This is a genomic window from Arcobacter siniprincipis (SeqCode) (assembly GCF_048571125.1).
Taxonomy (GTDB): Bacteria; Campylobacterota; Campylobacteria; order Campylobacterales; family Arcobacteraceae; genus Arcobacter; species Arcobacter siniprincipis.
This window is the reverse complement of record NZ_CP182343.1, coordinates 3257526-3279344: the sequence shown is the minus strand read 5'-3', so window position 1 is coordinate 3279344 and position 21819 is coordinate 3257526. Positions and strand designations below refer to the sequence as shown.

The window sequence follows — 21819 nt, the reverse complement described above, 5'->3', positions numbered from 1 at the left end:
CTTTTTTAAGCGGAAAAAGCCGAAACTGTTTGAGGAGAGAAAAGTGCTAAATGTACTTTTTCGACGAGTTTTGCAGGCTAGCTTTAAAAAGTGAAGTGGGAGGGGAGCTTTGCCTTTAACAACTCGGCTGGTGGCTTTTTGTTTTACTTTTTACCACTAAAAAGTGAAAAAGCGGAAACTTAAAGTTTTCAAGAGCAAAAGCCAAACACTAAAAACAATCTAATATTAAAACTAACAAAACACACTTCTAATTTAATAGTCAAATGTAAATTTTAAATCAATACTCCACCTAAGTTCATCTGGATATACTAGGAAAAAAAATTAGGATATTATTGAACCTCAAACAGATAAAAATAGCCATTTATGCCACATACCTTACAAATAAATATGGATTTAGACTCAAAAAAGTAAAAAACTCTCAAGAAATATTTGATTTACGATTAGAATATGCCAAACAATTATTAGGAAAATTAAACATAAGCGTTGAAGTAATAAATAAAGAAAAAATACCCCAAGATGGACAATATTTAGTGGTGTCAAATCATAGAAGTATTATTGACCCTTTGATTATTGAAATTGCTTTAGAAAAAAGTAAAATCAATGGCTTTTGGGTAGCTAAAAAAGAGTTATATAACTCTTTTTTCTTTGGAACATTTACCAAAAATGCTGGAACAGTTTTATTAGATAGGGACGCTTCAAATATGGCATCATTTTTTAAAGATACAAAAGAAGTAGTAAAGCAAGGACACTCTTTGTATATTTTTCCTGAAGGAACTAGAAATAAAGAAAATACTCCTTTATCCTCTTTTAAAGAGGGTTCTAGAATAGTTGCTTTAAAAAATAGATTACCTATTTTACCTGTGTATATAAAATCAAATGCAAATGAGGTTTTAAATGATGCTATTAACAATAGAACAAAAGGTTTGAAAGTTCAGATTGAGATAGGTCATATTATCGAGTATAAAGATAAAACATCTTTAGAAGAAAACTATAGAAAACAGTTTATAAAAGAGTCTTAAAATTTATTTTTTAAGACTACAATTTTTTTAATTTTTTCAAATTGAAAAATACCACAGTCAGTATGAATAATACCCTCTTCAAATTTTAAAATTTTAACATCTTTAAAACTTTTATTTTCATAAGTAAAGCAGACAAAATTTCTATCTTCCATAGCTTTTAGTAAAAACTTTTGCTCAATATTCATACATTTATATCTTTTGAATCTTCGGGAATTTCATTTCTTTGACTCATACTATAATCTCTAACAACTTCAGAAACTCTAATACGATAGTCATCAAAAAGTTCATTTCGTCCTTTTTTTTGAGCGATTCTATGTTCTAATAAGTTTCTCCAGATAGTAATAGCCCCTTCATCTTCCCAAAAAGATAGACTCAGGAGTTTATCTTGGTTTGTTAGACTTTGAAACCTCTCTATTGAGATAAAACCTTTTTGCTCTTCTAAAAACAGTTTTAACTGTGAGGCTATGTTTAAATACTCTTCTTTGCCATTTCTATTTGGCCAAACTTCAAATATTACTGCGTACATAGATACTCCTTTTTAATTAATAACAACTCTATTTCTTCCAAGACTTTTCGCCTCATATAGCGCTATATCTGCCCTTTTTAGAAGGGATTCAGAAGTGTCATTTTCTTTAGATAAGGTAACACCAAAACTAGTAGTTATCTTCCCTATATCTTTAAAAGTATAATTCTCTATATCTAATCGTATACTTTCCATCAAATTATATACTCCATCTTTTTGTGACTCGGGGCAGATTATTACAAACTCTTCTCCCCCAAATCTACCCACAAAATCTGTTGTTCTTATATGAGTTTTTAATATATTTGAAAGCTCTATTAAAACTTTATCTCCTGCTTGATGTCCAAAAGTGTCATTAACTTTTTTAAAGTAGTCAATATCTAAAATGGCTATACCAAAGGTATGGTTAAATCTTTCACTTCTATTTAGTTCATGTTGTAACAACTCATCTAATTTTCTTCTATTATACAAATTTGTTAATTTGTCTGTTATTGCAAGTTTTTCTAACTCTTTATTTTTTACTTCAATGTCTTTTTTTGCTTCTTGTAATAACCTATTTGTTTTTATTATTTTTCTATTCCAATAAATAACAAGAATAATAAATAATATGGCACCAATAGATATTTTCCAAACTAAATCATAGTCTATACCTTTTTGATATTTTATAGGAACCCATTTACTAAAGATTTCTCTGTGCATCTCATTTGTTATTTTATTGACAGCTTTTTGTAAAACATCCAATAAGATTTTATCTTCTTTTACAATAGCAATTGATAGTTTCAAATTTTCAGATATCTTTCCTGCAATTTTAAGTTCTCCAAAATACTTTTGTTGAAATTCATACCCTATACTAGCCAAGGTATCTATATATCCAAATAGTTCTCCATCTTTAACTTTGTCTAGACCTTCTTTTATATCAGTTACTTCTATTAGATTTAAAGAAGGGTACTTCTGTCGAAGTATTTTTACAAAAGCATCTCCTTTTATGATACCAATTTTTTCATTTTCTAAGTCTAGTATTTGATTTATAAATGGCACATCAACTCTTGTTGCTACTACTAGGGGAACTTCTAAATAACTACTTGTAAAGTTTAGATTTCTTTTTCTTTCAGGAGTTTCCATTCCAAGAGCCAACATGTCACACTTCTTTTGCTTTATAAAAGTGATTGATTCATTCCAGTTATTTGTTTTAACAAGTTCAAATTTTGCTGATAGCATTTTTTCAAATAAAGTATAATAATCTGAACTCATTCCTGTATGTTCACCTTTTTCATTAAGTCCTTCAAATGGCATACCATCAGGATTTATACAATATTTGATAATTTTTGTATTAAGGTAAGCTTTTTGTTCTTTGTTGAGTTCAATATGTCCGCCTTTGTACTCTTTTATGGAACCAATCCACTTAGTGACTAAATCTTCTTTTTCTTTTTTACTTAAAGAATCAAGAGCTTTTTCTAAAATAGAAGCTAAAAGTGGTTTTTCAGGTTGAACACCAAACCTTAAATCCTCTTTTTTTGTATTTGGAAGAATTAATTCACTTGCTAGTTTCACATTAGAGTATAAATATTTTTTTATAAGATAATTAATATTTGTAAGATTTTGAATCAAGGCATCGATTTTGCCAAAGACTAAATCATTTAATAAATCAGTATAGTTGTCATAATAGACTAAGTCCATTGTCTTCATATCTTCTAATTCTTTGACATAAAAGACATCTTTTAAAACTCCTACTTTCTTCCCTTTAAGACTTTTAATCCCCTTATATTCTCCAAAGTCATCCCTTACAAATATCATAATAGGTATTTCATAATATGCACTTGTAAAAATAGTAAAAGGTTCTCGATATTTTTTATATGAAATACTAGTAACCATATCTATATTTTTATCTTTAAAAGCAGAATATACTTTTGTCCAGTTATCTATTTTTCTTTCAAATATTAAGCCTGTTCTTTTGGAAATCATATTTAATAAATCATGTTCAAACCCAACGGGTGTATTTTTTATATAATAAGTAAATGGTGTAAAGTCTGGCATCATACCAACTTTTATAATGGGACTTGAGGCAATATAAGCTTTTTCTTCTTTAGTGAATTTAATAGTTTGAGCCATAATATTTGTTGAAAAACAAAATAAAACAAGTAGCTGAATAAATAAAAATCTCATTTTAGTCCTTATATTGAAATTATTATAGCGATTAAAAGTTTTGAAGGAGTTTTACTTTTATAGAAAAAAAAGTAAAACATATTATAATACAGTTATATTTTATAGAGGATTATTTTATGGATAAAACAAAAATAGTACAAAAACCACAAACACAATATGAGACTAAACTAGCTCAAGATGAATATAATATAAATGTTGCTTTTTATGTGCATTTAAAAGAATACAATAATTCAGTAAGAGATGAATTAGAAAAAAGATTAGGGGAAGTGTTTTTATTTTCAAAAGGTGTTGAGTGGAAATTTGATAGTTTTGGAATAGAAAAAACAGGTTCTAGGGGTAAGCAAATATTGGGTTATTTTATTTTTAGAACGGCAAATATTAGTGATCTTCAAAAATTATTTACAAAAGAGTTTGCAGATTATAAAAATGCTCTTAAAATAACTTGTTCAGTAGCTGAATATAAAAAGATTGATGAAAAATTTTTTGAAGTAGAGTTGTAAAATAGCAAAGCTATTTTACAATGATGTTACATAATCAACTATATCCATAGGCTTATATGCAATAAAATCAGCTCCTGCTTCTTTTAATTCTTCAATGGGTCTAAATCCCCAAGCTACGCCAATACTTAACATATTCGCATTTTTAGCTGTTTTTATATCAGTTGAAGTGTCACCAATAAATACGATTTGATTACAAGGAGTGTTTAGTTTTGTAGCAATTTGTATAGCCATGGTTGGATCTGGTTTTTTAGGAACATCACTTTTTTGTCCATGAATTTCTTGAAAATTAAAATTATTAAATAATTTTCCCATATATTTTAGAGTAAATAGGTGTGGTTTATTTGATAATATTGCTTTTTTGATTTTTAACTTTTCTAATTTTTCTAACATCTCATAAATACCTTCATATGCAAAAGTATTATTGTGAGTATTTTGTTCATAAATTTCAATAAAACTTTTTAATACTAATTGAACATCTTCTTTTGTTGTATCTTGTGGTAAAGCATTTTTCACTAAAACTAAAGCACCATCTCCCACAAAATAGTTATATTTGTCAATTTCATGTGTTTCATAGCCATGTTTTTCCAATACTTTATTCATGCTAAGAGCAATGTCTAAAAGAGAGTTTATTAATGTTCCATCCAAATCAAAAATAAGAGATTTCATATATTATTTTCCTAATCTTTTTTAATGATTTTACATTAAAAAACTAAATAAAAAATAAGGATAAAATATTAAAATATGAAGGTTTAAAACCTTAATTTATGCAGAGATTTAAATTTAATTATTTATTTTAATGTAACTATAATATTGGTTTTTTGAAAAAGTGTGTAATAATAGAACTAAAACAAATTTTTTTTTATTCAACATAGGGAAAACTTGATTTTAAGACATTTCAAACGTAAGTTGTGAGAAACTTATCAAAATAAAATTTTTAATAAACAAAACAAAGGGAAAAAAAATGAAGGCATCTGATTTATTTGTAAAAGCCTTAGAAAATGAAGGCGTTGAGTACATATTTGGAATACCTGGTGAAGAAAACTTAGATTTTTTAGAATCATTAAGAAAATCTAAAATTAAATTGATTTTAACAAGGCATGAACAAGGGGCAGGTTTCATGGCTGCAACTTATGGAAGACTAACAGGAAAAGTTGGAGTTTGTATCTCTACTCTTGGGCCTGGAGCTACTAACTTTGCAACAGCTGCTGCTTATGCACAACTTGGTGGAATGCCAATGATGATGATTACTGGACAAAAACCAATTAAAAAATCTAAACAGGGAAGATTTCAAATTATTGATGTTGTTGGTATGATGAGACCAATGACTAAATATGCTAAACAAGTTGTAAATGGAAATAACATTCCATCAATGGTAAGAGAAGCATTTAAAGTAGCAACAGCAGAAAGACCAGGTGCAGTTCATATTGAATTACCTGAAGATATTGCAGAAGAAGAAGCTGGGGATCATGTTTATCCAGTAAGAAATGTAAGATATCCATTTGCTGAGAAAGCTACAATCTTACAAGCAGTTAGAATGATTGAAGAATCAAAAAAACCATTAATTCTAATTGGGGCAGGAGCTAATAGAAATAGAATTGGTGATGCTTTAACTGATTTTGTTAATGACACAGGAATTCCATTCTTTACTACTCAAATGGGTAAAGGTGTGATTGATGATAATCATAAGTTATGTTTAGGAACAGCTGCTCTTTCTGCTGATGACTTTATTCATGCTGCTATTTCAACAGCCGATTTAATTATCAATGTTGGTCATGATGTTATTGAAAAACCACCATTTTTCATGGAAGAAGGTCCTGATGCTTGTAAAGTTATTCACTTGAACTTCTCTCCATCAGAAGTTGATGATACTTATTTCCCACACTTAGATGTTGTTGGTGATATCGCAGGAAGTATTACAGATTTAAATAGAGCATTATCTCCTCAAGCTCATTGGGATTTTGAATTTTATAAAACAGTTATTAGAACTATTAACAAAAGATTGACTAAATATTTTGGTGATATGAGATTCCCTATTTTACCTCAAAGAGCTGTAAAAACTATTAGAGATATTTTAGCACCTGAAGATATTTTAACACTAGATAATGGTGTATATAAAATCTGGTTTGCTAGAAACTATAAAGCAGCTAGACCAAATACTGTATTACTAGATAATGCACTAGCTACTATGGGTGCTGGTCTTCCATCAGCAATGACAGCTAAAATGGTTTATCCTGATAGAAAAGTTGTAGCAGTTTGTGGTGATGGTGGGTTTATGATGAATTCACAAGAACTAGAAACAGCAGTAAGACTTGGTCTTGATATTACTGTAGTAATTCTAAATGATAATGCATTTGGAATGATTAAATGGAAACAAACTGGTATGGGATTTGATACATTTGGACTTGACTATAATAATCCAGATTTTGTTAAATATGCAGAAAGTTATGGTGCAATTGGACACAGACCTGCATCTTGTGAAGAGTTTACAGAAACATTAGAAAAATGTGTAAATTCTAAAGGTGTACATTTAATAGATTTAGCTGTTGATTATTCATTAAATCACGCTATCTTAAATGACCTTGTGAAAAATGCTGAAACATTATTAGAAGGAGAAGAAAATGAGTAAAACAATAGAAGTAACATCACCGTATGATGGGAAAGTAGTAGGGAATGTTCCGTTTAATAGTGAAGAAGAAGTACAAGCAGCGATAGATTTAGCAAGTGATACTTTTTTAGATCATAAGAATGCCTTACCAAAATATAAAAGAATAGAGATTTTAGAGAAAGTAGCAGAAATAATGTCTTCTCAAATAGAAGAATTAACAATACTTTGTGCAAGTGAAGGTGGGAAGCCTTATGTAGATTCTAAAGTTGAAATAAATAGAGCAATCAACGGTATAAAACTATCTATTGAAGCCCTAGGAGCACTAGAAGGAAAAGAAGTGGCAATGGGTCATACAGCTTCAAGTGCAAATAGAATGGCTTACACATTTAGAGAACCAATAGGAGTGGTAGCAGCAATATCAGCATTTAATCACCCATTTAACCTAGCAGTTCACCAAGTAATTCCAGCAATCGCAGTAGGATGCCCAGTAGTAATCAAACCAGCAACTCAAACTCCAATGAGTGCAATAAGATTAGTAGAAATTCTAGAAGAAGCAGGACTTCCAAAAGGATGGGCACAAGCAGTAGTTTGTGATAGACATGGAGGAGAACTGCTTGCAACTTCTCCTAAAGTAGATTTCCTAACATTTATAGGTTCTGGTGCAGTTGGTTGGTACTTAAAATCTAAAGTGGCAAATGGAACAAGAGTTGCTCTAGAACATGGTGGTGTTGCCCCTGTAATAGTAGAACCAGATGCAGATATCGATGCAATGATTCCAGACTTGGGTAAAGGTGGATTCTACCATGCAGGTCAAGTTTGTGTTTCTGTGCAAAGAGTATATGTGCATGAATCAATTTGTGAAGAAGTATCTTCTAAACTTTCTGATTATGCATCTAAATTAGTAGTTGGTGATCAATTAGACCCTAAAACAGAAGTAGGACCACTAATTAACCATAATGAAGTAAATAGAGTAGAAGAATGGGTAAATGATGCAGTAGCAAAAGGTGGGAAAATATTAACTGGTGGTAAAAGAATTTCAGATTCTTGCTTTGAACCAACAGTAATTTTAAACCCATCTGATGATGCAATTATTTCTCAAAAAGAGATATTTGGACCAGTAGTAGTAATTTATTCTTACTCAGATATAGAAGAAGCATTCGATAGAGCGAATTCTTTAGATGTTTCTTTCCAAGCAGCAGTGTTTACAAAAAATATAGATACGGCATTAAAAGCAGTAAAAAGAATAAATGGGACAGCAATTATGGTAAATGACCATACAGCATTTAGAGTAGATTGGATGCCGTTTGGAGGAGCGAAAGCTTCAGGATTAGGATTAGGTGGAATACACTATAGTATGGAAGAGATGACAAACCAAAAAATGATGGTAATCAAATCACCAGTATTATAAGAAGAGATTTAATCTAAATTAAAAGGGGGAAGCTTTATTGTTTCCCCCTTTTTTTATGGATTTAAATATCACTTATCAATAATCAGCTTTATATCCCATCCCATAAATATTTTTTACATGTAATTGGGGTACTTTTTTTCGTAAACGAGAAATGATATTTTTAAGATTTCTAATATCTGCATTAACATCAAACTCTTCAAACCAAATAATATCAATCAGTTCATCTACTGTGCATATTCTCCCATTATTACTTAGTATTGTATCTACAAAGATAATCTCTTTTTTTGTTAGTTTTATTTCTGCATTATTTTGCATTAGTCTTTTATTTTCTATATCCCAAACTAAAGACTCATCAATTCTTAATACATTTTTATTATCATTTAATTTTAGGTGATAAATTTGATTAGTTAGTTTAAAAATATCATCCAAAAAAGTAGAATAATTTATTGGTTTAGTGAAAAACTGATGTATTCCTAGATTGACTAAAGGCAAAAGATATTTGAATTCATTTCTTGCAGATAAGATTACAATAGTTTGATCATCTTTTATTTTATATATTGCCTCAACTAATTGGGTACCATCAAAATTTGGCATTTTTATATCTGAAATTATCAAATCATAAAATTTATTTGTTTGTGCATAAAATTCTTTATACTTGTTTAAGGCATCTAATCCATCAACTGCTATTGTAACTTTTGGAAAAATATCTTGGAGTAATTCAAAAAATTCTTTTCTAAAGTCAATGTCATCTTCAACAAAAAGTACATTAAAATCTTTAGTATATTTTTTCAACAATCCATAATCCATTAGAATCCTTTTAAAAAGTTATAGTAGCATTTTGTTTCTTATATTTGTGTATAAAAAAGCTTTCCAAGATAGAGTACTAATATATAAATTATGATAATATTTAAATAGTAATTGAATACTATTTGAATACTATTTATTGCTAAACTATTTAAAAATTTAAAAGAGATTTTATGACAGATAATCAAGTCCTTAAAAATATAACGGTTCTTTATGCAGAAGATGAATCTATAATACAAGAAGGAATAACAGAAACTCTAAATCTTTTTGGAATAAATGTTATTTGTGCTCAAAATGGGCAAGAAGGTTTATCTATTTTTAAATCTTCTAATAAAAAAATAGATTTAATCCTAACCGACATCAAAATGCCCAAATTAGATGGACTTGGTATGATTGAAAAGATTAGAGAAATTGATAAAGATATTCCTATAGTTATTACTACTGCCCACCATGAAACAAGTTTTCTTTTACAATCTATTGAATTAAACATTGATGCTTATGTATTAAAACCTATTGATATTTATAAATTAAAAGAAAATCTAACAAAAGCAATACAGGCAAAAGTTCTTAAAGAAGAGCTAATAAAAAAGAACATAAAACTAGAAATAGAAATTAAAAAGAATGAAGAAAAACAACATATTATAGAAAGTCAATCAAGATTTGCCGCAATGGGTGAAATGATAAGTATGATAGCTCATCAATGGAGACAACCCTTATCTTCAATTGGAACAGCATCTTTTAATTTAAAATATAAATTACTATCTGAAAAATTTGATTTAGATACACAAGAAGGTCGAACAGAACAAACTAAATTTTTCACTAATAAGCTTGATGAAATAGAATTTTATGTACAAAATTTAACTACTACCATAGATGATTTTAGGAATTTTTTTAAGACAGATAAAGAGCTTGTTAATACAACTATTGAAAATTCTATTAAAAAGTCACTAAAGATAATACAAAGAGATTTAGAATCTAATAATATTGAATTAATACAAAAATTTGAAAGTCAAAATCAAATCAATATTTATGAAAATGAAATTATTCATGTGTTTTTAAATATACTAAAAAATGCTCAAGATAAGTTTATAGAAAAAAAGACAAAAGATGCAAAAATAGAAATTAAAACTTTAGATTTAGAAGATAGTGTCCAAATAGAAATACATGACAATGGTGGAGGAATTGCAGAAGAAGATTTAGATATTATTTTTGAACCATATTTTTCAACTAAAAAAGAAAAAAATGGTACAGGAATAGGTCTTTATATGTCAAAAATTATAGTGCAAAGTCACCATCAAGGAGAATTATTTGCAAAAAATATTAAAGAAGGTATTTCTTTTTATATAATAATACCTAGTATGCTATAATCAGAAAAATATTTAGGGGTAATTGTTTGAAGTTTATTTTTTTTCTTTTTTTCTTTTTTAGTGTTTTATATGCTAACTCAACGGATTTAAGTAAAGAAGAGAAAAAGTGGATTAAAAACAATGAAATAAAAATAGGTATTACAGATTTATATCCCTTAAGTTACTTAACCCGAGATTATCAAAGAAATGGCTTTGCAAATGATGTTTTAAATCTCATAATAAAGAAATTCCAAATTAAAACTAAATCAGTTGATATTACTCAAGGAGATGTAGAATCTGCATTTGAAAATCAAGAAATAGATGTAGCTCCTGTGATAAATCAAAAAAAAGTAAAAAGTGATTATGGTGTATACACTTCTGATATCTTAGAAATTAAGAATATTTTATTTGTAAAAAAAGAACAAATTAATATTAATTCAATTGATGATTTGGAAAATAAAAGAGTAGCTGTTATTAATGAAGCAGGAGCAATATCAAATATTAAAAAACAATATCCATTTATAAAAATAGTAGAAACAAAAAATGCGCAAGAATCTGCACAAGAACTTCTTGAAGGAAATGTTGATGCACTAATAGCTTCTCCTATTCTTATTCAAAAGTATTTGGAAAAAAATTTAATTATTGATTTAAAAGCTATGCCACTTATTAGTTTTAATCCTTCAAAATTATATTTTTTTATTAGAAAAGATAAAAGAGAACTCCAATCCATTTTAGAAAAAGGATTAAACTCTATTTCAATAAAAGATACTAAAAAACTTTTTGACAAATGGTTTTTAAAAGACTTGGCTAACTTACCTATTATGTTTACAAAAGAACAAATTAATTATTTGCAAAGAAGAACAAATATTAATTTGTGTGTGGATCCAGATTGGATGCCCTATGAAAAAATAGAGAATCATAAACATGTTGGTATTGTTGCTGATTATATGAAAGTTTTTGAGAAAAAAATTGGAATTCCTTTACATCTTATAGAAACAAAAAACTGGACAGAATCTTTAAAGTACATGGAAGAGAGGAAGTGTGATGTTCTTTCCCTTGTTCAAGATATAAAATCAAGAGAACATTATATGAATTTTACAAAACCATATGTAACTGCTCCTTTGGTTTTAGTTACAAAAAGAAATGTAAGCTTTATTAGTGATTTGAAAATGCTAAAAAACAAAAAGATTGGTATTCAAAAAAACTTTGCATATAATGAAATAATAAGACGAGATTACCCTAATTTGAAAGTTGTAGATATGGATCACTTACGAATGGGGTTGAAAAAAGTTGAAAGAGGAGAACTCTTTGGACAAGTAACTACACATCTTAATGTTGCTTATGCTTTTCAAGAAGAGTTTTATGGAAGTTTGCAAATATCAGGTAAATTTGACGAGAAATGGCATCTATCTGTTGGTGTAAAAAATGATGATCCCGTACTTCTAAGTATATTTGAGAAAGTAGTGGATTCTATAAGTGATGAAACAAAACAAAGAATTATTAATAAATGGGTATCTATTAAATATGAAAAAAGTATTGATTATAAATTATTTTGGAGTGTTATATCTTTTTTATTTTTTATTTTACTTTTAATTTTATATACATACATACTTCAACGCAACTACATTAAAAAACTGACAAATGTGAAAGAAGAAATAGAGATGTTAAATAGTACTTTAGAAAAGAAAGTACAAAGTAGAACTCAAGAATTAGAACTTTCAAATAAAAAACTAAAAATCAAAACTCACGAACTTGAACATCTAAATAATACCTTGGATACTAGAATAAAAGAAGAAATCAATAATAGAAAAAAACAAGAACAACTATTGATTCAACAATCTAAACTTGCAGAAATGGGAGAGATGATAAGTATGATTGCTCATCAATGGAGACAACCATTAAGTGCATTAAGTACAGTTATTCAAAATATACATTTAAGACACTCTCTTGGAAAACTAGATAAAGAGTATTTGGAGAAACAAAGAGTTTTAAGTAATGCACTTACAGATAAAATGTCAAAAACAATTGATGATTTTAAAAACTTTTTTAAACCAAATAAAGAAAAACAATTATTTTCAATAGGGGATGCTTTGCAACAAACAATATTTCTTATTGATGATAGTTTTAAAAGTAATAATATTAAAATTGAAAATAGAATTTCATATGATGCCATTATATGTGGATTTGAAAGTGAACTTTCTCAAGTTTTATTAAATATCCTTACAAACTCAAAAGATGCTTTTTTAGATTTGAAAATAAAGAATCCATGTATTACGATAACAACTAAGAAAGCTGAAACTCATATTAGAATATTAATTGCAGATAATGCAGGTGGAATAAATGAATCTATTATTCATAAAATATTTGAACCTTATTTTACTACAAAAGATAGCTACAATGGTACAGGGCTTGGGTTATATATGAGTAAAATGATTATTGAACAAAATATGAAAGGCGAATTAAGTGTTCAAAATATTCCCAATGGAGTTAAATTTTCTATTTTTATTCCCATTAATATAAAGAATAACTTTTCACTAGAAAATAAGAATCAAAATAAATAGCCTTGTTTTTATTCACTTTATACATAAAATATCTTCTATAAATATCCTTTAATAAAACATTAAAAATAATCAATAATGATACTATTTGAGTACTCTCTTCTGTAATAATTAAATGAAGCAAAATTATTAAAAATAAAAGAGGAAAAAAATGACAAATCAAAAATTACAAGAACGAAAAAACAAAGTATTTGCTAGAGGACAAGGAAATACTTATCCTGTATTTGTTAAAGAAGCAAAAAATGCAGAAGTTTGGGATGTTGAAGGTAATAGATTTATTGATTTTGGAACAGGGATAGCTGTATGTAATACAGGGCATAGTCATCCAAAAATTGTTGAAGCTGTAAAAACACAAATAGAAAATTTTAGTCATACTTGTGTAATGGTAAATCCTTATGAAGTAGCAGTTGAATTAGCAGAAAAATTAACTGCATTAGCTCCTGGTGATACTCCAAAAAAAGCAATTTTTGTAACAACTGGTGCAGAAGCAGTTGAAAACTGTGTAAAAATTGCAAGAGCACATACAAAAAGAAGAGCTGTAATCGCATTTAATGGAGCTTTTCATGGAAGAACTAGTTTAACAATGGCATTAACAGGTAAAACAGCCCCTTACAAAATTGGATTTGGACCATTTCCTGGTGAAATTTATCATGTTCCTTTTCCAGCTGATGCTTATGGTGCTACTGTTGAAGATTCTTTAAGAGCTATTAAAAATGTATTTAAATCAGATGTAGTAGCAGAAGATGTAGCAGCAATTATTGTAGAACCAGTTCAAGGTGAGGGTGGATTTTACCAAACACCAGTTGAACTATTACAAGCTTTAAGAAAAATATGTGATGAAAATGGAATTGTATTAATTTTTGATGAGATTCAATCAGGATTTGGTAGAACTGGAAAAATGTTTAATAGTGAATATTCAGGTGTTGAACCAGATTTAATGACTATGGCAAAAGGTATTGCTGGTGGTTATCCATTATCAGCAGTTGTTGGAAAATCAGAAATTATGGATGCTCCTGTTCCTGGTGGATTAGGGGGAACTTATGGTGGTTCACCAGTAGGTTGTGCAGCAGGTTTAGCAGTACTTAAAGTTATGGAAGAAGAAGATTTATTAAATAGATCAGTAATTATTGGAGATTTATTCAATAAAAGATTAACTGAATTACAAAATGAATTCCCAACATTAATATCTCATGTACGAAATAAAGGTTCTATGATTGCAATGGAATTAATGGTTGATGGTGATGCGAATGTTCCAAATACAGACTTAACTAAAGCAATTATTTCAAAAGCAGTAGAGTATGGATTGATTTTATTATCTTGTGGATATAACGGAAATGTAATTAGATTTTTACCTCCATTAACAATAAGTGATGAAACTGCAAATGAAGGTTTAGATAAATTCTCAGAGTTATTTAGAAGTTTAATAAAATAGAAATTTAAATTATAAGAAAAGGGGGGACTTTTTATTATTAAAATAGGTGTAAACAACTAATCTGGATACTAATGATTTACTTTTTTGTAAATCATTAATTAAAAGTTTTAATTGAGAAAATAAAAATAAAAATAAAAAGGAATAAAATGTTTAGTAAGTTAAAAAAGAACATAATGGCGACATCTATAATTGCATTATTAGGTGTTATGGCTATGGTTGATACTGCTTCTGCAGCAGAGTTTAATTGGAGGTTCGGTAATTTATACGGACGAGGAACAGCATTTGGTAAAATCTATGAAGATCTTGCTAAAGGAATAGAAACAAAAACTAATGGAGAGATTAAAGTTCAAGTACTTTTCTCAGGAGAAGGTGTTGGTAGTTCTGGATTATTAGGAGCTGCAAAATCAGGTTTAGTACAAATGATTGCACCTTTCCAAGCACTTAATGCAGGAGAATTACCAGCAGGTATAGTTGAACTTGGTTTACCAGGTGGTACAGCAGATACTGATAAATTATATAAACTTTTCCATGAACAAGGTTTTGGAGATATCCTTAAAAAAGCTTACGCTGCTCAAGGACTTGTATGGTTAGAGCCTTATATTCAACCACCAGTTTATATTATTACTAAAAAACCAATTAATTCAATTGCAGATTTCCAAGGGCTTAAAATTAGAGCACCAGGTGCATATGGTAAATTCTTAAGAAACTTAGGAGCATCTCCTGTATCTTTAGCTTGGAGTGAAATTTATACAAGTTTAGCAACAGGTGTTATTGATGGTTCTATTGGTTCAAATATGATTGACCACAGAGATGGAAATCACGTAGAAGTTGCGAAATATATGTATAAATTACCATTAGCTGGTGCACAAGTATTACCTATTCTTGTTAATAAATCAGCTTGGGATAAATTATCTGATAAATTAAAAAAAGAAGTGTATGAAGCAACTGTAGATCATGCAAAAGAACAATTAACTAAATCAAGACAATGGGAAAAAGAAGCTGTTGATGAAATGGTTAAAAAAGGTCTAAAATGGAGTCCAGAACCTTCAGAAGCTGATAAAGCAGCTTGGAAAAAAGCAGGTGCTGGTTTATGGGATGAATATTCTAAAAAAGGTCCATATAGTAAACAATTAATTGATGTTCTTAGAAAAACACAAAACTAGTAATTGAATTTTGAACAAGTATTACCATGTTTAAAAGGATTTTACAACTATTTTGTGTATCAATTGATACATCGGTTATGTGGTTAGGCAAGGGGGTATCAGTAATGGTACCCATGCTTGCTTTTGTTGTTTTTTATGGAACAATAGCTCGATATATGTTTGATTCCCCTCCTATTTGGACATTTGATATGGCATTATTCCTATTTGGTTATGTTGCTGCGATAGGTGGAGCTTATGCCCAACAAAAAAGATCTCATATTAATGTAGATATATTCTATATAAAAGTTTCTCCTCGAGTTAAGGCTATTTTTAATCTTATTACTTATTCTTTAGGTATCTTTTTTCTTATTATTGTTTGTTATCTTTGTCTTACTAAGTTTAATGAAGCTATGGCTTTAAACTATCGTCGTCAAACGGAATGGGCTCCTCCAATGTGGCATTTCTGGCTTATGTTTTGTATTGCAAGTGGATTCTTTATAGTTCAATTATTTAGAGATTTGATTACAGAACTTTATTTCCTTTTTACAGGAACACCACTTTTAGAAAAGGAGCATAAAAATGGGAATTGAGACACTTTCTATTGTTTTATTACTTTGTCTTTTATTTTTCTTCATAATTGGATCTCCTGTAGGTCTAGCACTAGGTGGAATTGCCATGTTAATTGGTTATTTTTCTTGGGGAACAGGAATCTTTAATGTAATACCAACAACAATAGAATCGACATATTTTAGTTATATTTTACTGGCTATTCCTCTTTATATTTATATGGGACAGCTGTTAACACATACGGGAATTGGCGATGCTATGTTTAAAGCAAGTCAATTAATGATTGGTAAAGTTCGTGGTTCACTAGCGATTAGTGTTGTTTTTATCTGTTCTATGATTGGAGCTATGGTTGGAATAATTGGTGCTGGAATTATGAGTTCTGGAAGTATTGCTTTAAAACCAATGCTAGATGCAGGATATGATCGTAAGTTAGCGCTTGGAACAATTATGGCAGGTGGTGCTTTAGGAATATTAATTCCTCCAAGTATTCCAATGGTTATGTTTGCAGCTTCAACACACAATTCAGTTGGACGAATGTTTATAGGTGCAATTATGCCAGCTTTATTGACGATTACACTTATAATAATTTATATCGTAATTAGTACAAAACTAAATCCAAAGCGTGCTCCTTTGCTTAGTGAAACAATAGGTTTACCTGTTTTAAAAGCAAAAGATAAATTTAAAATAGCTGTAGATGGATTTTTTTCTATAGGTTTGATTTTTGTTGTTTTAGGTAGTATTATTTTAGGTATAGCTACACCAACTGAATCAGGTGCCCTAGGAGTAGCAGGAGCAGTTGTTCTTGCAATGTTTTTTAAACGATTTAAATTTGAAATATTCAAAAAAGCAGGTTTACAAGCAGCTTCATTGATTAGTGTTGCTATGTGGATTATTTTAGGTGCTTCATTATTTAGTAATTTCCAGTTACTTATGGGAATTCAAAGTATGATTGCTAATTTTGCACAAGGTTTAGATTTACCTCCAATTGTTATTATTATGATGTTCCAAGTTATAATGATATTATTGGGATTTATACTTGATGATTATGTTATTGTATTAATGTGTGCACCGTTATTTACGCCTATTGCAGTTTCATTGGGTTATGACCCAATTTGGTTTGGTGTATTGATGATTATTAATATTTTAATTGCAGTTCAAACACCACCTTATGGATTTGCGCTGTTTTATCTTAAAGGGATTACTCCTCCTGATGTAGGGATGGGTGAAATTTATAAATCAGTAACTCCTTTTATACTTATTAATTTAGTTGTATTAATTATTTGTATGATTTTTCCAGACATTGTTGTTTGGCTACCCGATTTGATTATGGGATAAAGGAAAGTTTTAATGTTTAAAAATATTTTAGTACCGATTCATATTGCATATTCAAAGAATCACGAAAAGTTATTTAAAGGTGCCTTGGAAGTTTTAGATGATGATGGAAAAATGACTTTGTTATTTACAAATCAAAATCGTATACATGGTTCTGTGGTTTTAGATGATGACAATCAAACAAATTATGATCATGAGGCATTGGATAAATTAAAAGAGATTGCTAATAAACATTCATTACCATTGGATAAAGTATCTTTTTTAGTAAAAGATGGGATTGTTCATGATGAGATTCTTGATGAAGCAAAAAGAAGAAAGGCTGATGCAATTGTAATGATGGCAACAAGACCTGGACTGAGTAGTTATTTTATTAGTAGCACAGCTGAGCGTGTAATTAGACATGCTCACTGTTCTGTATTTGTAATACGATTAGAAAATCGTTAGTTTAATAATAGTTTTTTATATATAAATATTTTTTAGGAGAGTAGTAAAATGAGTAAAACAATAGAAGTAACATCACCGTATGATGGGAAAGTAGTAGGGAATGTTCCGTTTAATAGTGAAGAAGAAGTACAAGCAGCGATAGATTTAGCAAGTGATACTTTTTTAGATCATAAGAATGCCTTACCAAAATATAAAAGAATAGAGATTTTAGAGAAAGTAGCAGAAATAATGTCTTCTCAAATAGAAGAATTAACAATACTTTGTGCAAGTGAAGGTGGGAAGCCTTATGTAGATTCTAAAGTTGAAATAAATAGAGCAATCAACGGTATAAAACTATCTATTGAAGCCCTAGGAGCACTAGAAGGAAAAGAAGTGGCAATGGGTCATACAGCTTCAAGTGCAAATAGAATGGCTTACACATTTAGAGAACCAATAGGAGTGGTAGCAGCAATATCAGCATTTAATCACCCATTTAACCTAGCAGTTCACCAAGTAATTCCAGCAATCGCAGTAGGATGCCCAGTAGTAATCAAACCAGCAACTCAAACTCCAATGAGTGCAATAAGATTAGTAGAAATTCTAGAAGAAGCAGGACTTCCAAAAGGATGGGCACAAGCAGTAGTTTGTGATAGACATGGAGGAGAACTGCTTGCAACTTCTCCTAAAGTAGATTTCCTAACATTTATAGGTTCTGGTGCAGTTGGTTGGTACTTAAAATCTAAAGTGGCAAATGGAACAAGAGTTGCTCTAGAACATGGTGGTGTTGCCCCTGTAATAGTAGAACCAGATGCAGATATCGATGCAATGATTCCAGACTTGGGTAAAGGTGGATTCTACCATGCAGGTCAAGTTTGTGTTTCTGTGCAAAGAGTATATGTGCATGAATCAATTTGTGAAGAAGTATCTTCTAAACTTTCTGATTATGCATCTAAATTAGTAGTTGGTGATCAATTAGACCCTAAAACAGAAGTAGGACCACTAATTAACCATAATGAAGTAAATAGAGTAGAAGAATGGGTAAATGATGCAGTAGCAAAAGGTGGGAAAATATTAACTGGTGGTAAAAGAATTTCAGATTCTTGCTTTGAACCAACAGTAATTTTAAACCCATCTGATGATGCAATTATTTCTCAAAAAGAGATATTTGGACCAGTAGTAGTAATTTATTCTTACTCAGATATAGAAGAAGCATTCGATAGAGCGAATTCTTTAGATGTTTCTTTCCAAGCAGCAGTGTTTACAAAAAATATAGATACGGCATTAAAAGCAGTAAAAAGAATAAATGGGACAGCAATTATGGTAAATGACCATACAGCATTTAGAGTAGATTGGATGCCGTTTGGAGGAGCGAAAGCTTCAGGATTAGGATTAGGTGGAATACACTATAGTATGGAAGAGATGACAAACCAAAAAATGATGGTAATCAAATCACCAGTATTATAAGAAGAGATTTAATCTAAATTAAAAGGGGGAAGCTTTATTGTTTCCCCCTTTTTTTATGGATTTAAATAGTGATTTTTTTATATGAAAAAATAATAGAAGAAATAAATCCAAAAAAACTTAATACAAAAGTCATGAAAAATACATAATCATAAGATTTAAAAGTATCATGGATATATCCAGCTGCTAAAGGTCCTATAATTTGTCCTATAGCAAAAAGAAGAGTTACCAAAGAAAATACTTGTGCCGTTTTTTTTAGCCCAAAGAATTCAGTACAAAGCATGGTAATCATTGTGGGTACACTCCACACTGATATTGCGAAAAAGAATACAGAAACAAATAGTGCGAAGCTTGGTGTATTAAAAATAAGTATAAAAATAGAGAACGCTTGAAATCCAAAAACTAAAATTAGTGTTTTAAAAGTTCCATATTTATCTGCAATTATTCCAAATAAAAATCCTCCAAATATACAAATAAATCCAAAAGTTGACCAAAACATACCAGATATTTGTGAACTCAAATTCCATTTATCAATAGCAGCACTTACAAAAAAAGTTACATACACGACATAAGAGATGCCAAAAAAGAAGTAAAGTGAGCCTATCTTCCAAAAGTTTTTATTTTTTATATAAGAATAAAATTTTACATCTGATTTTACACTGTGATCCACATCATAAGTTAGTAAATACTTTATTGAAAAGGAAATAACAATAATAATTAAAGAAAAGACAATCCAAGATACTCTCCATGAATTTGTTTGATAAAATTGTTCTAAATAAGGGACTAGAAGACCTGAAAATATAATACCAACACCATTCCCACTTACTGCTATTCCAAGTGCTTTCCCTCGTATCTTATTAGGTATTGCATGTGATAAATAAACAATGATGGCAATATTTAAAATGGCAGCTAAAAAACCAGTTAAAAAATATAAAATACATATAATAAAATAATTATCAGCTAAGGCCATTAATATCATAGTAAGACCTTGAAGAAAAAGACATATTGAAATTAAAGGTGTAGTTCTAAAGTGTGAATATATTTTACTTGCAAAGATTATACCTACAAAGTATCCAGCAAAGTTTGCACTTCCAATTAATCCTGCAACTGTCGTTGAAATATGTAAGTCACTTTGCATATTTGGTAAAACCATACCAAATGCAAATCTAGCTAAACCCATACATGATAAGATAATTAAAAATGAAGCTAAAAAAAGTTTTGAAAAAGATTTTATCAAATCTTTATACCCTTTAATAGTTCAATATAATTTTTGTAATGAATCTTTTTGATATATAAATATATAAAAGTAACAACAAGTATATTAATATGAATCATTGCTTCTGCAAAGTCGAAAAAAATAAAAAATATACCAGCAACCAAAATAAAAGCTGGATACATAAGTTTATTGAAACCTATTTGTTTCTCATGTAAAACTTGATATTCATTTAGGTTTTTCTTGATAAATTCTTTGTCCTCTGTAGATAATTTTTTTTCCTCTTCTAATTTATACAATCCATCTATTACTGCAACTTTTTTCTTGTAATTAATAAATTTTATAATTATTAGTATTATAATTAATAAAGATACAATGTTAGATACAATTTCTATTGGGAAGTTTTGAAGCATTTAATTCCTTTGTTTTATATAATAATACATTAAACATTATAAATATAACTAAAAAAATAGTGTTGTATTAAATAGAATTTTTTGTATAATAACTTTTTATAAAGGATTTATTTGAATTATACATATATAGCCTTAGGCATAGGATTGTTTATAATTTGTCTTGTTTTATATTATGCTTTTTTTATGACAAAAGAGGATTTTTACAAATATAAAGAAGATAATTTATATGAAGTTCCTTGGCGATGGGAATGGAAGAAAAAAGAAATTGTAAATTTAAAATGTCATTGCTTAGATTGTGGTGAAACATTGGTTTATGAAAATGACTATTTATTACATAAGACCTATTTTTTATGCCCCTCTTGTGAATCTCAAAAAGCTGTAATTGGTGGAGGAGATAGCAAATATGCCTTTGGTATAATAAAAAGAGAAATAAATAGAAAAATTAGAACAAGAGAGTATAAAGATTTAATATCTTAAATAAAAATAGGAGTGAATGTGGCTTATAATGAACATGCTGCTTGCCCATGTGGTAGTAAAAAAAGTTATAAAAATTGTTGTAAAATCTTTCATGAAGGTGAATATCCACAAACTGCTGTAGAACTTATGAAATCTAGATTTTCAGCTTTTGTAGTAGGAAATATAGATTATATAATTAGTACAACTCATGAAGATAATATTGAGTACTCGAAAAATAAAAGTAAATGGAGAGAAGATCTCCAAGATGTTATAAATTCAAATGATTTTTATAGTCTTGAAATACTTGATTTCATAGATGGAGATGAAGAGTCTTATGTGACATTTAAAGTAGGAATTAAACAAAGAGGATTGGATGTTTCATTTACTGAGAAAAGTAAATTTTTAAAAATAGATGGGAAATGGCTATATAGAAGTGGCGAATTCTTAGATGATTAGG

At 29.0% G+C, this 21819-nt stretch carries 21 protein-coding genes; 14 read left to right on the top strand and 7 right to left on the bottom strand.

What is annotated here, in order from left to right; all coding sequences use genetic code 11:
* Positions 1-332: 332 nt before the first annotated feature.
* The gene (locus ACNI3D_RS16655) at positions 333-1019 is read left to right on the top strand and encodes a lysophospholipid acyltransferase family protein (protein ID WP_419767775.1); all 687 of its coding nucleotides are present in this window, start codon (positions 333-335) and stop codon (positions 1017-1019) included.
* On the opposite strand, the gene ACNI3D_RS16650 is transcribed toward ACNI3D_RS16655, so the two are convergent.
* The 3 genes from ACNI3D_RS16650 to ACNI3D_RS16640 are packed head-to-tail and all read right to left on the bottom strand — an operon-like array spanning position 1016 to position 3702.
* Complete coding sequence (locus ACNI3D_RS16650) at positions 1016-1204, bottom strand: hypothetical protein (RefSeq protein ID WP_419767774.1); 189 nt, start codon at positions 1202-1204, stop codon at positions 1016-1018. The two genes, ACNI3D_RS16655 and ACNI3D_RS16650, sit on opposite strands and share 4 nt — an antisense overlap.
* A complete protein-coding gene (locus ACNI3D_RS16645) occupies positions 1201-1545 on the bottom strand; it encodes an antibiotic biosynthesis monooxygenase family protein (RefSeq protein ID WP_013136861.1) in 345 nt (114 codons plus the stop codon). The genes ACNI3D_RS16650 and ACNI3D_RS16645 overlap by 4 nt, the downstream gene beginning before the upstream one ends.
* Before the next feature lie 12 nt (positions 1546-1557).
* The gene (locus ACNI3D_RS16640) at positions 1558-3702 is read right to left on the bottom strand and encodes a transporter substrate-binding domain-containing diguanylate cyclase (RefSeq protein ID WP_419767773.1); all 2145 of its coding nucleotides are present in this window, start codon (positions 3700-3702) and stop codon (positions 1558-1560) included.
* A 116-nt stretch (positions 3703-3818) separates the two neighbouring features.
* Here ACNI3D_RS16640 and ACNI3D_RS16635 point away from each other — a divergent pair, with 116 nt between their 5' ends.
* Positions 3819-4202, top strand: coding sequence for a hypothetical protein (locus ACNI3D_RS16635; RefSeq protein ID WP_419767772.1), 384 nt, complete (start codon positions 3819-3821; stop codon positions 4200-4202).
* Positions 4203-4217: 15 nt separating this feature from the next.
* On the opposite strand, the gene ACNI3D_RS16630 is transcribed toward ACNI3D_RS16635, so the two are convergent.
* The gene (locus tag ACNI3D_RS16630) at positions 4218-4868 is read right to left on the bottom strand and encodes an HAD family hydrolase (protein WP_419767771.1); all 651 of its coding nucleotides are present in this window, start codon (positions 4866-4868) and stop codon (positions 4218-4220) included.
* Positions 4869-5163: 295 nt separating this feature from the next.
* Between ACNI3D_RS16630 and ACNI3D_RS16625 the strand changes: the two genes are divergently transcribed.
* On the top strand, positions 5164-6828 hold the full coding sequence (locus ACNI3D_RS16625; protein WP_129101521.1) for an acetolactate synthase large subunit: 1665 nt from the start codon (positions 5164-5166) through the stop codon (positions 6826-6828).
* The gene (locus ACNI3D_RS16620; protein ID WP_419767768.1) at positions 6821-8215 is read left to right on the top strand and encodes an aldehyde dehydrogenase family protein; all 1395 of its coding nucleotides are present in this window, start codon (positions 6821-6823) and stop codon (positions 8213-8215) included. Before ACNI3D_RS16625 ends, ACNI3D_RS16620 begins: the two co-directional genes overlap by 8 nt.
* A 75-nt stretch (positions 8216-8290) precedes the next feature.
* Here the strand turns inward: ACNI3D_RS16620 and ACNI3D_RS16615 are convergent, their stop codons facing one another.
* Positions 8291-9022 carry a response regulator transcription factor gene (locus tag ACNI3D_RS16615; protein ID WP_419767770.1) on the bottom strand — a complete coding sequence of 244 codons (732 nt, stop codon included), beginning with the start codon at positions 9020-9022 and terminating at the stop codon, positions 8291-8293.
* Between the two features lie 170 nt (positions 9023-9192).
* Here ACNI3D_RS16615 and ACNI3D_RS16610 point away from each other — a divergent pair, with 170 nt between their 5' ends.
* From ACNI3D_RS16610 to ACNI3D_RS16575, 8 genes are all read left to right on the top strand, one after another.
* Positions 9193-10386 carry a response regulator gene (locus ACNI3D_RS16610; protein WP_375725027.1) on the top strand — a complete coding sequence of 398 codons (1194 nt, stop codon included), beginning with the start codon at positions 9193-9195 and terminating at the stop codon, positions 10384-10386.
* Positions 10387-10412: 26 nt separating this feature from the next.
* Positions 10413-12926, top strand: a complete 2514-nt coding sequence (locus ACNI3D_RS16605; protein ID WP_419767769.1) for a transporter substrate-binding domain-containing protein — start codon at positions 10413-10415, stop codon at positions 12924-12926.
* 148 nt (positions 12927-13074) lie between these two features.
* The gene (gabT, locus tag ACNI3D_RS16600; RefSeq protein WP_129101526.1) at positions 13075-14355 is read left to right on the top strand and encodes a 4-aminobutyrate--2-oxoglutarate transaminase; all 1281 of its coding nucleotides are present in this window, start codon (positions 13075-13077) and stop codon (positions 14353-14355) included.
* Between the two features lie 146 nt (positions 14356-14501).
* The gene (locus ACNI3D_RS16595) at positions 14502-15518 is read left to right on the top strand and encodes a TRAP transporter substrate-binding protein (protein ID WP_129101527.1); all 1017 of its coding nucleotides are present in this window, start codon (positions 14502-14504) and stop codon (positions 15516-15518) included.
* Positions 15519-15544: 26 nt separating this feature from the next.
* Positions 15545-16087, top strand: a complete 543-nt coding sequence (locus ACNI3D_RS16590; protein ID WP_129101528.1) for a TRAP transporter small permease subunit — start codon at positions 15545-15547, stop codon at positions 16085-16087.
* Positions 16077-17399: a TRAP transporter large permease gene (locus tag ACNI3D_RS16585; RefSeq protein WP_129101529.1), complete on the top strand. Its 1323-nt coding sequence runs from the start codon at positions 16077-16079 to the stop codon at positions 17397-17399. The genes ACNI3D_RS16590 and ACNI3D_RS16585 overlap by 11 nt, the downstream gene beginning before the upstream one ends.
* A 12-nt stretch (positions 17400-17411) precedes the next feature.
* On the top strand, positions 17412-17840 hold the full coding sequence (locus tag ACNI3D_RS16580) for a universal stress protein (RefSeq protein WP_129101530.1): 429 nt from the start codon (positions 17412-17414) through the stop codon (positions 17838-17840).
* A 48-nt stretch (positions 17841-17888) separates the two neighbouring features.
* A complete protein-coding gene (locus ACNI3D_RS16575) occupies positions 17889-19283 on the top strand; it encodes an aldehyde dehydrogenase family protein (protein ID WP_419767768.1) in 1395 nt (464 codons plus the stop codon).
* A gap of 61 nt (positions 19284-19344) precedes the next feature.
* Here ACNI3D_RS16575 and ACNI3D_RS16570 read toward each other — a convergent pair whose 3' ends face one another.
* Positions 19345-20517, bottom strand: coding sequence for a YbfB/YjiJ family MFS transporter (locus ACNI3D_RS16570; protein ID WP_419767767.1), 1173 nt, complete (start codon positions 20515-20517; stop codon positions 19345-19347).
* Positions 20514-20906: a hypothetical protein gene (locus tag ACNI3D_RS16565; RefSeq protein WP_419767766.1), complete on the bottom strand. Its 393-nt coding sequence runs from the start codon at positions 20904-20906 to the stop codon at positions 20514-20516. Before ACNI3D_RS16565 ends, ACNI3D_RS16570 begins: the two co-directional genes overlap by 4 nt.
* 111 nt (positions 20907-21017) lie before the next feature.
* Between ACNI3D_RS16565 and ACNI3D_RS16560 the strand changes: the two genes are divergently transcribed.
* Together ACNI3D_RS16560 and ACNI3D_RS16555 are read left to right on the top strand one after the other, a co-directional pair.
* Positions 21018-21383, top strand: a complete 366-nt coding sequence (locus ACNI3D_RS16560; RefSeq protein WP_419767765.1) for a hypothetical protein — start codon at positions 21018-21020, stop codon at positions 21381-21383.
* 18 nt (positions 21384-21401) lie between these two features.
* Positions 21402-21818 (top strand): YchJ family protein, encoded by a 417-nt coding sequence (locus ACNI3D_RS16555; protein WP_129101533.1) that lies wholly within the window; start codon positions 21402-21404, stop codon positions 21816-21818.
* Position 21819: the final 1 nt, after the last annotated feature.

Bases quoted from the DNA above. Each gene is read 5' to 3' on its own strand.
- ACNI3D_RS16650 (WP_419767774.1), bottom strand. From the start codon at position 1,204: ATGAATATTGAGCAAAAGTTTTTACTAAAAGCTATGGAAGATAGAAAT.
- ACNI3D_RS16645 (WP_013136861.1), bottom strand. From the start codon at position 1,545: ATGTACGCAGTAATATTTGAAGTTTGGCCAAATAGAAATGGCAAAGAA.
- ACNI3D_RS16640 (WP_419767773.1), bottom strand. From the start codon at position 3,702: ATGAGATTTTTATTTATTCAGCTACTTGTTTTATTTTGTTTTTCAACA.
- ACNI3D_RS16635 (WP_419767772.1), top strand. From the start codon at position 3,819: ATGGATAAAACAAAAATAGTACAAAAACCACAAACACAATATGAGACT.
- ACNI3D_RS16630 (WP_419767771.1), bottom strand. From the start codon at position 4,868: ATGAAATCTCTTATTTTTGATTTGGATGGAACATTAATAAACTCTCTT.
- ACNI3D_RS16625 (WP_129101521.1), top strand. From the start codon at position 5,164: ATGAAGGCATCTGATTTATTTGTAAAAGCCTTAGAAAATGAAGGCGTT.
- ACNI3D_RS16620 (WP_419767768.1), top strand. From the start codon at position 6,821: ATGAGTAAAACAATAGAAGTAACATCACCGTATGATGGGAAAGTAGTA.
- ACNI3D_RS16615 (WP_419767770.1), bottom strand. From the start codon at position 9,022: ATGGATTATGGATTGTTGAAAAAATATACTAAAGATTTTAATGTACTT.
- ACNI3D_RS16610 (WP_375725027.1), top strand. From the start codon at position 9,193: ATGACAGATAATCAAGTCCTTAAAAATATAACGGTTCTTTATGCAGAA.
- gabT (WP_129101526.1), top strand. From the start codon at position 13,075: ATGACAAATCAAAAATTACAAGAACGAAAAAACAAAGTATTTGCTAGA.
- ACNI3D_RS16595 (WP_129101527.1), top strand. From the start codon at position 14,502: ATGTTTAGTAAGTTAAAAAAGAACATAATGGCGACATCTATAATTGCA.
- ACNI3D_RS16590 (WP_129101528.1), top strand. From the start codon at position 15,545: ATGTTTAAAAGGATTTTACAACTATTTTGTGTATCAATTGATACATCG.
- ACNI3D_RS16585 (WP_129101529.1), top strand. From the start codon at position 16,077: ATGGGAATTGAGACACTTTCTATTGTTTTATTACTTTGTCTTTTATTT.
- ACNI3D_RS16580 (WP_129101530.1), top strand. From the start codon at position 17,412: ATGTTTAAAAATATTTTAGTACCGATTCATATTGCATATTCAAAGAAT.
- ACNI3D_RS16575 (WP_419767768.1), top strand. From the start codon at position 17,889: ATGAGTAAAACAATAGAAGTAACATCACCGTATGATGGGAAAGTAGTA.
- ACNI3D_RS16565 (WP_419767766.1), bottom strand. From the start codon at position 20,906: ATGCTTCAAAACTTCCCAATAGAAATTGTATCTAACATTGTATCTTTA.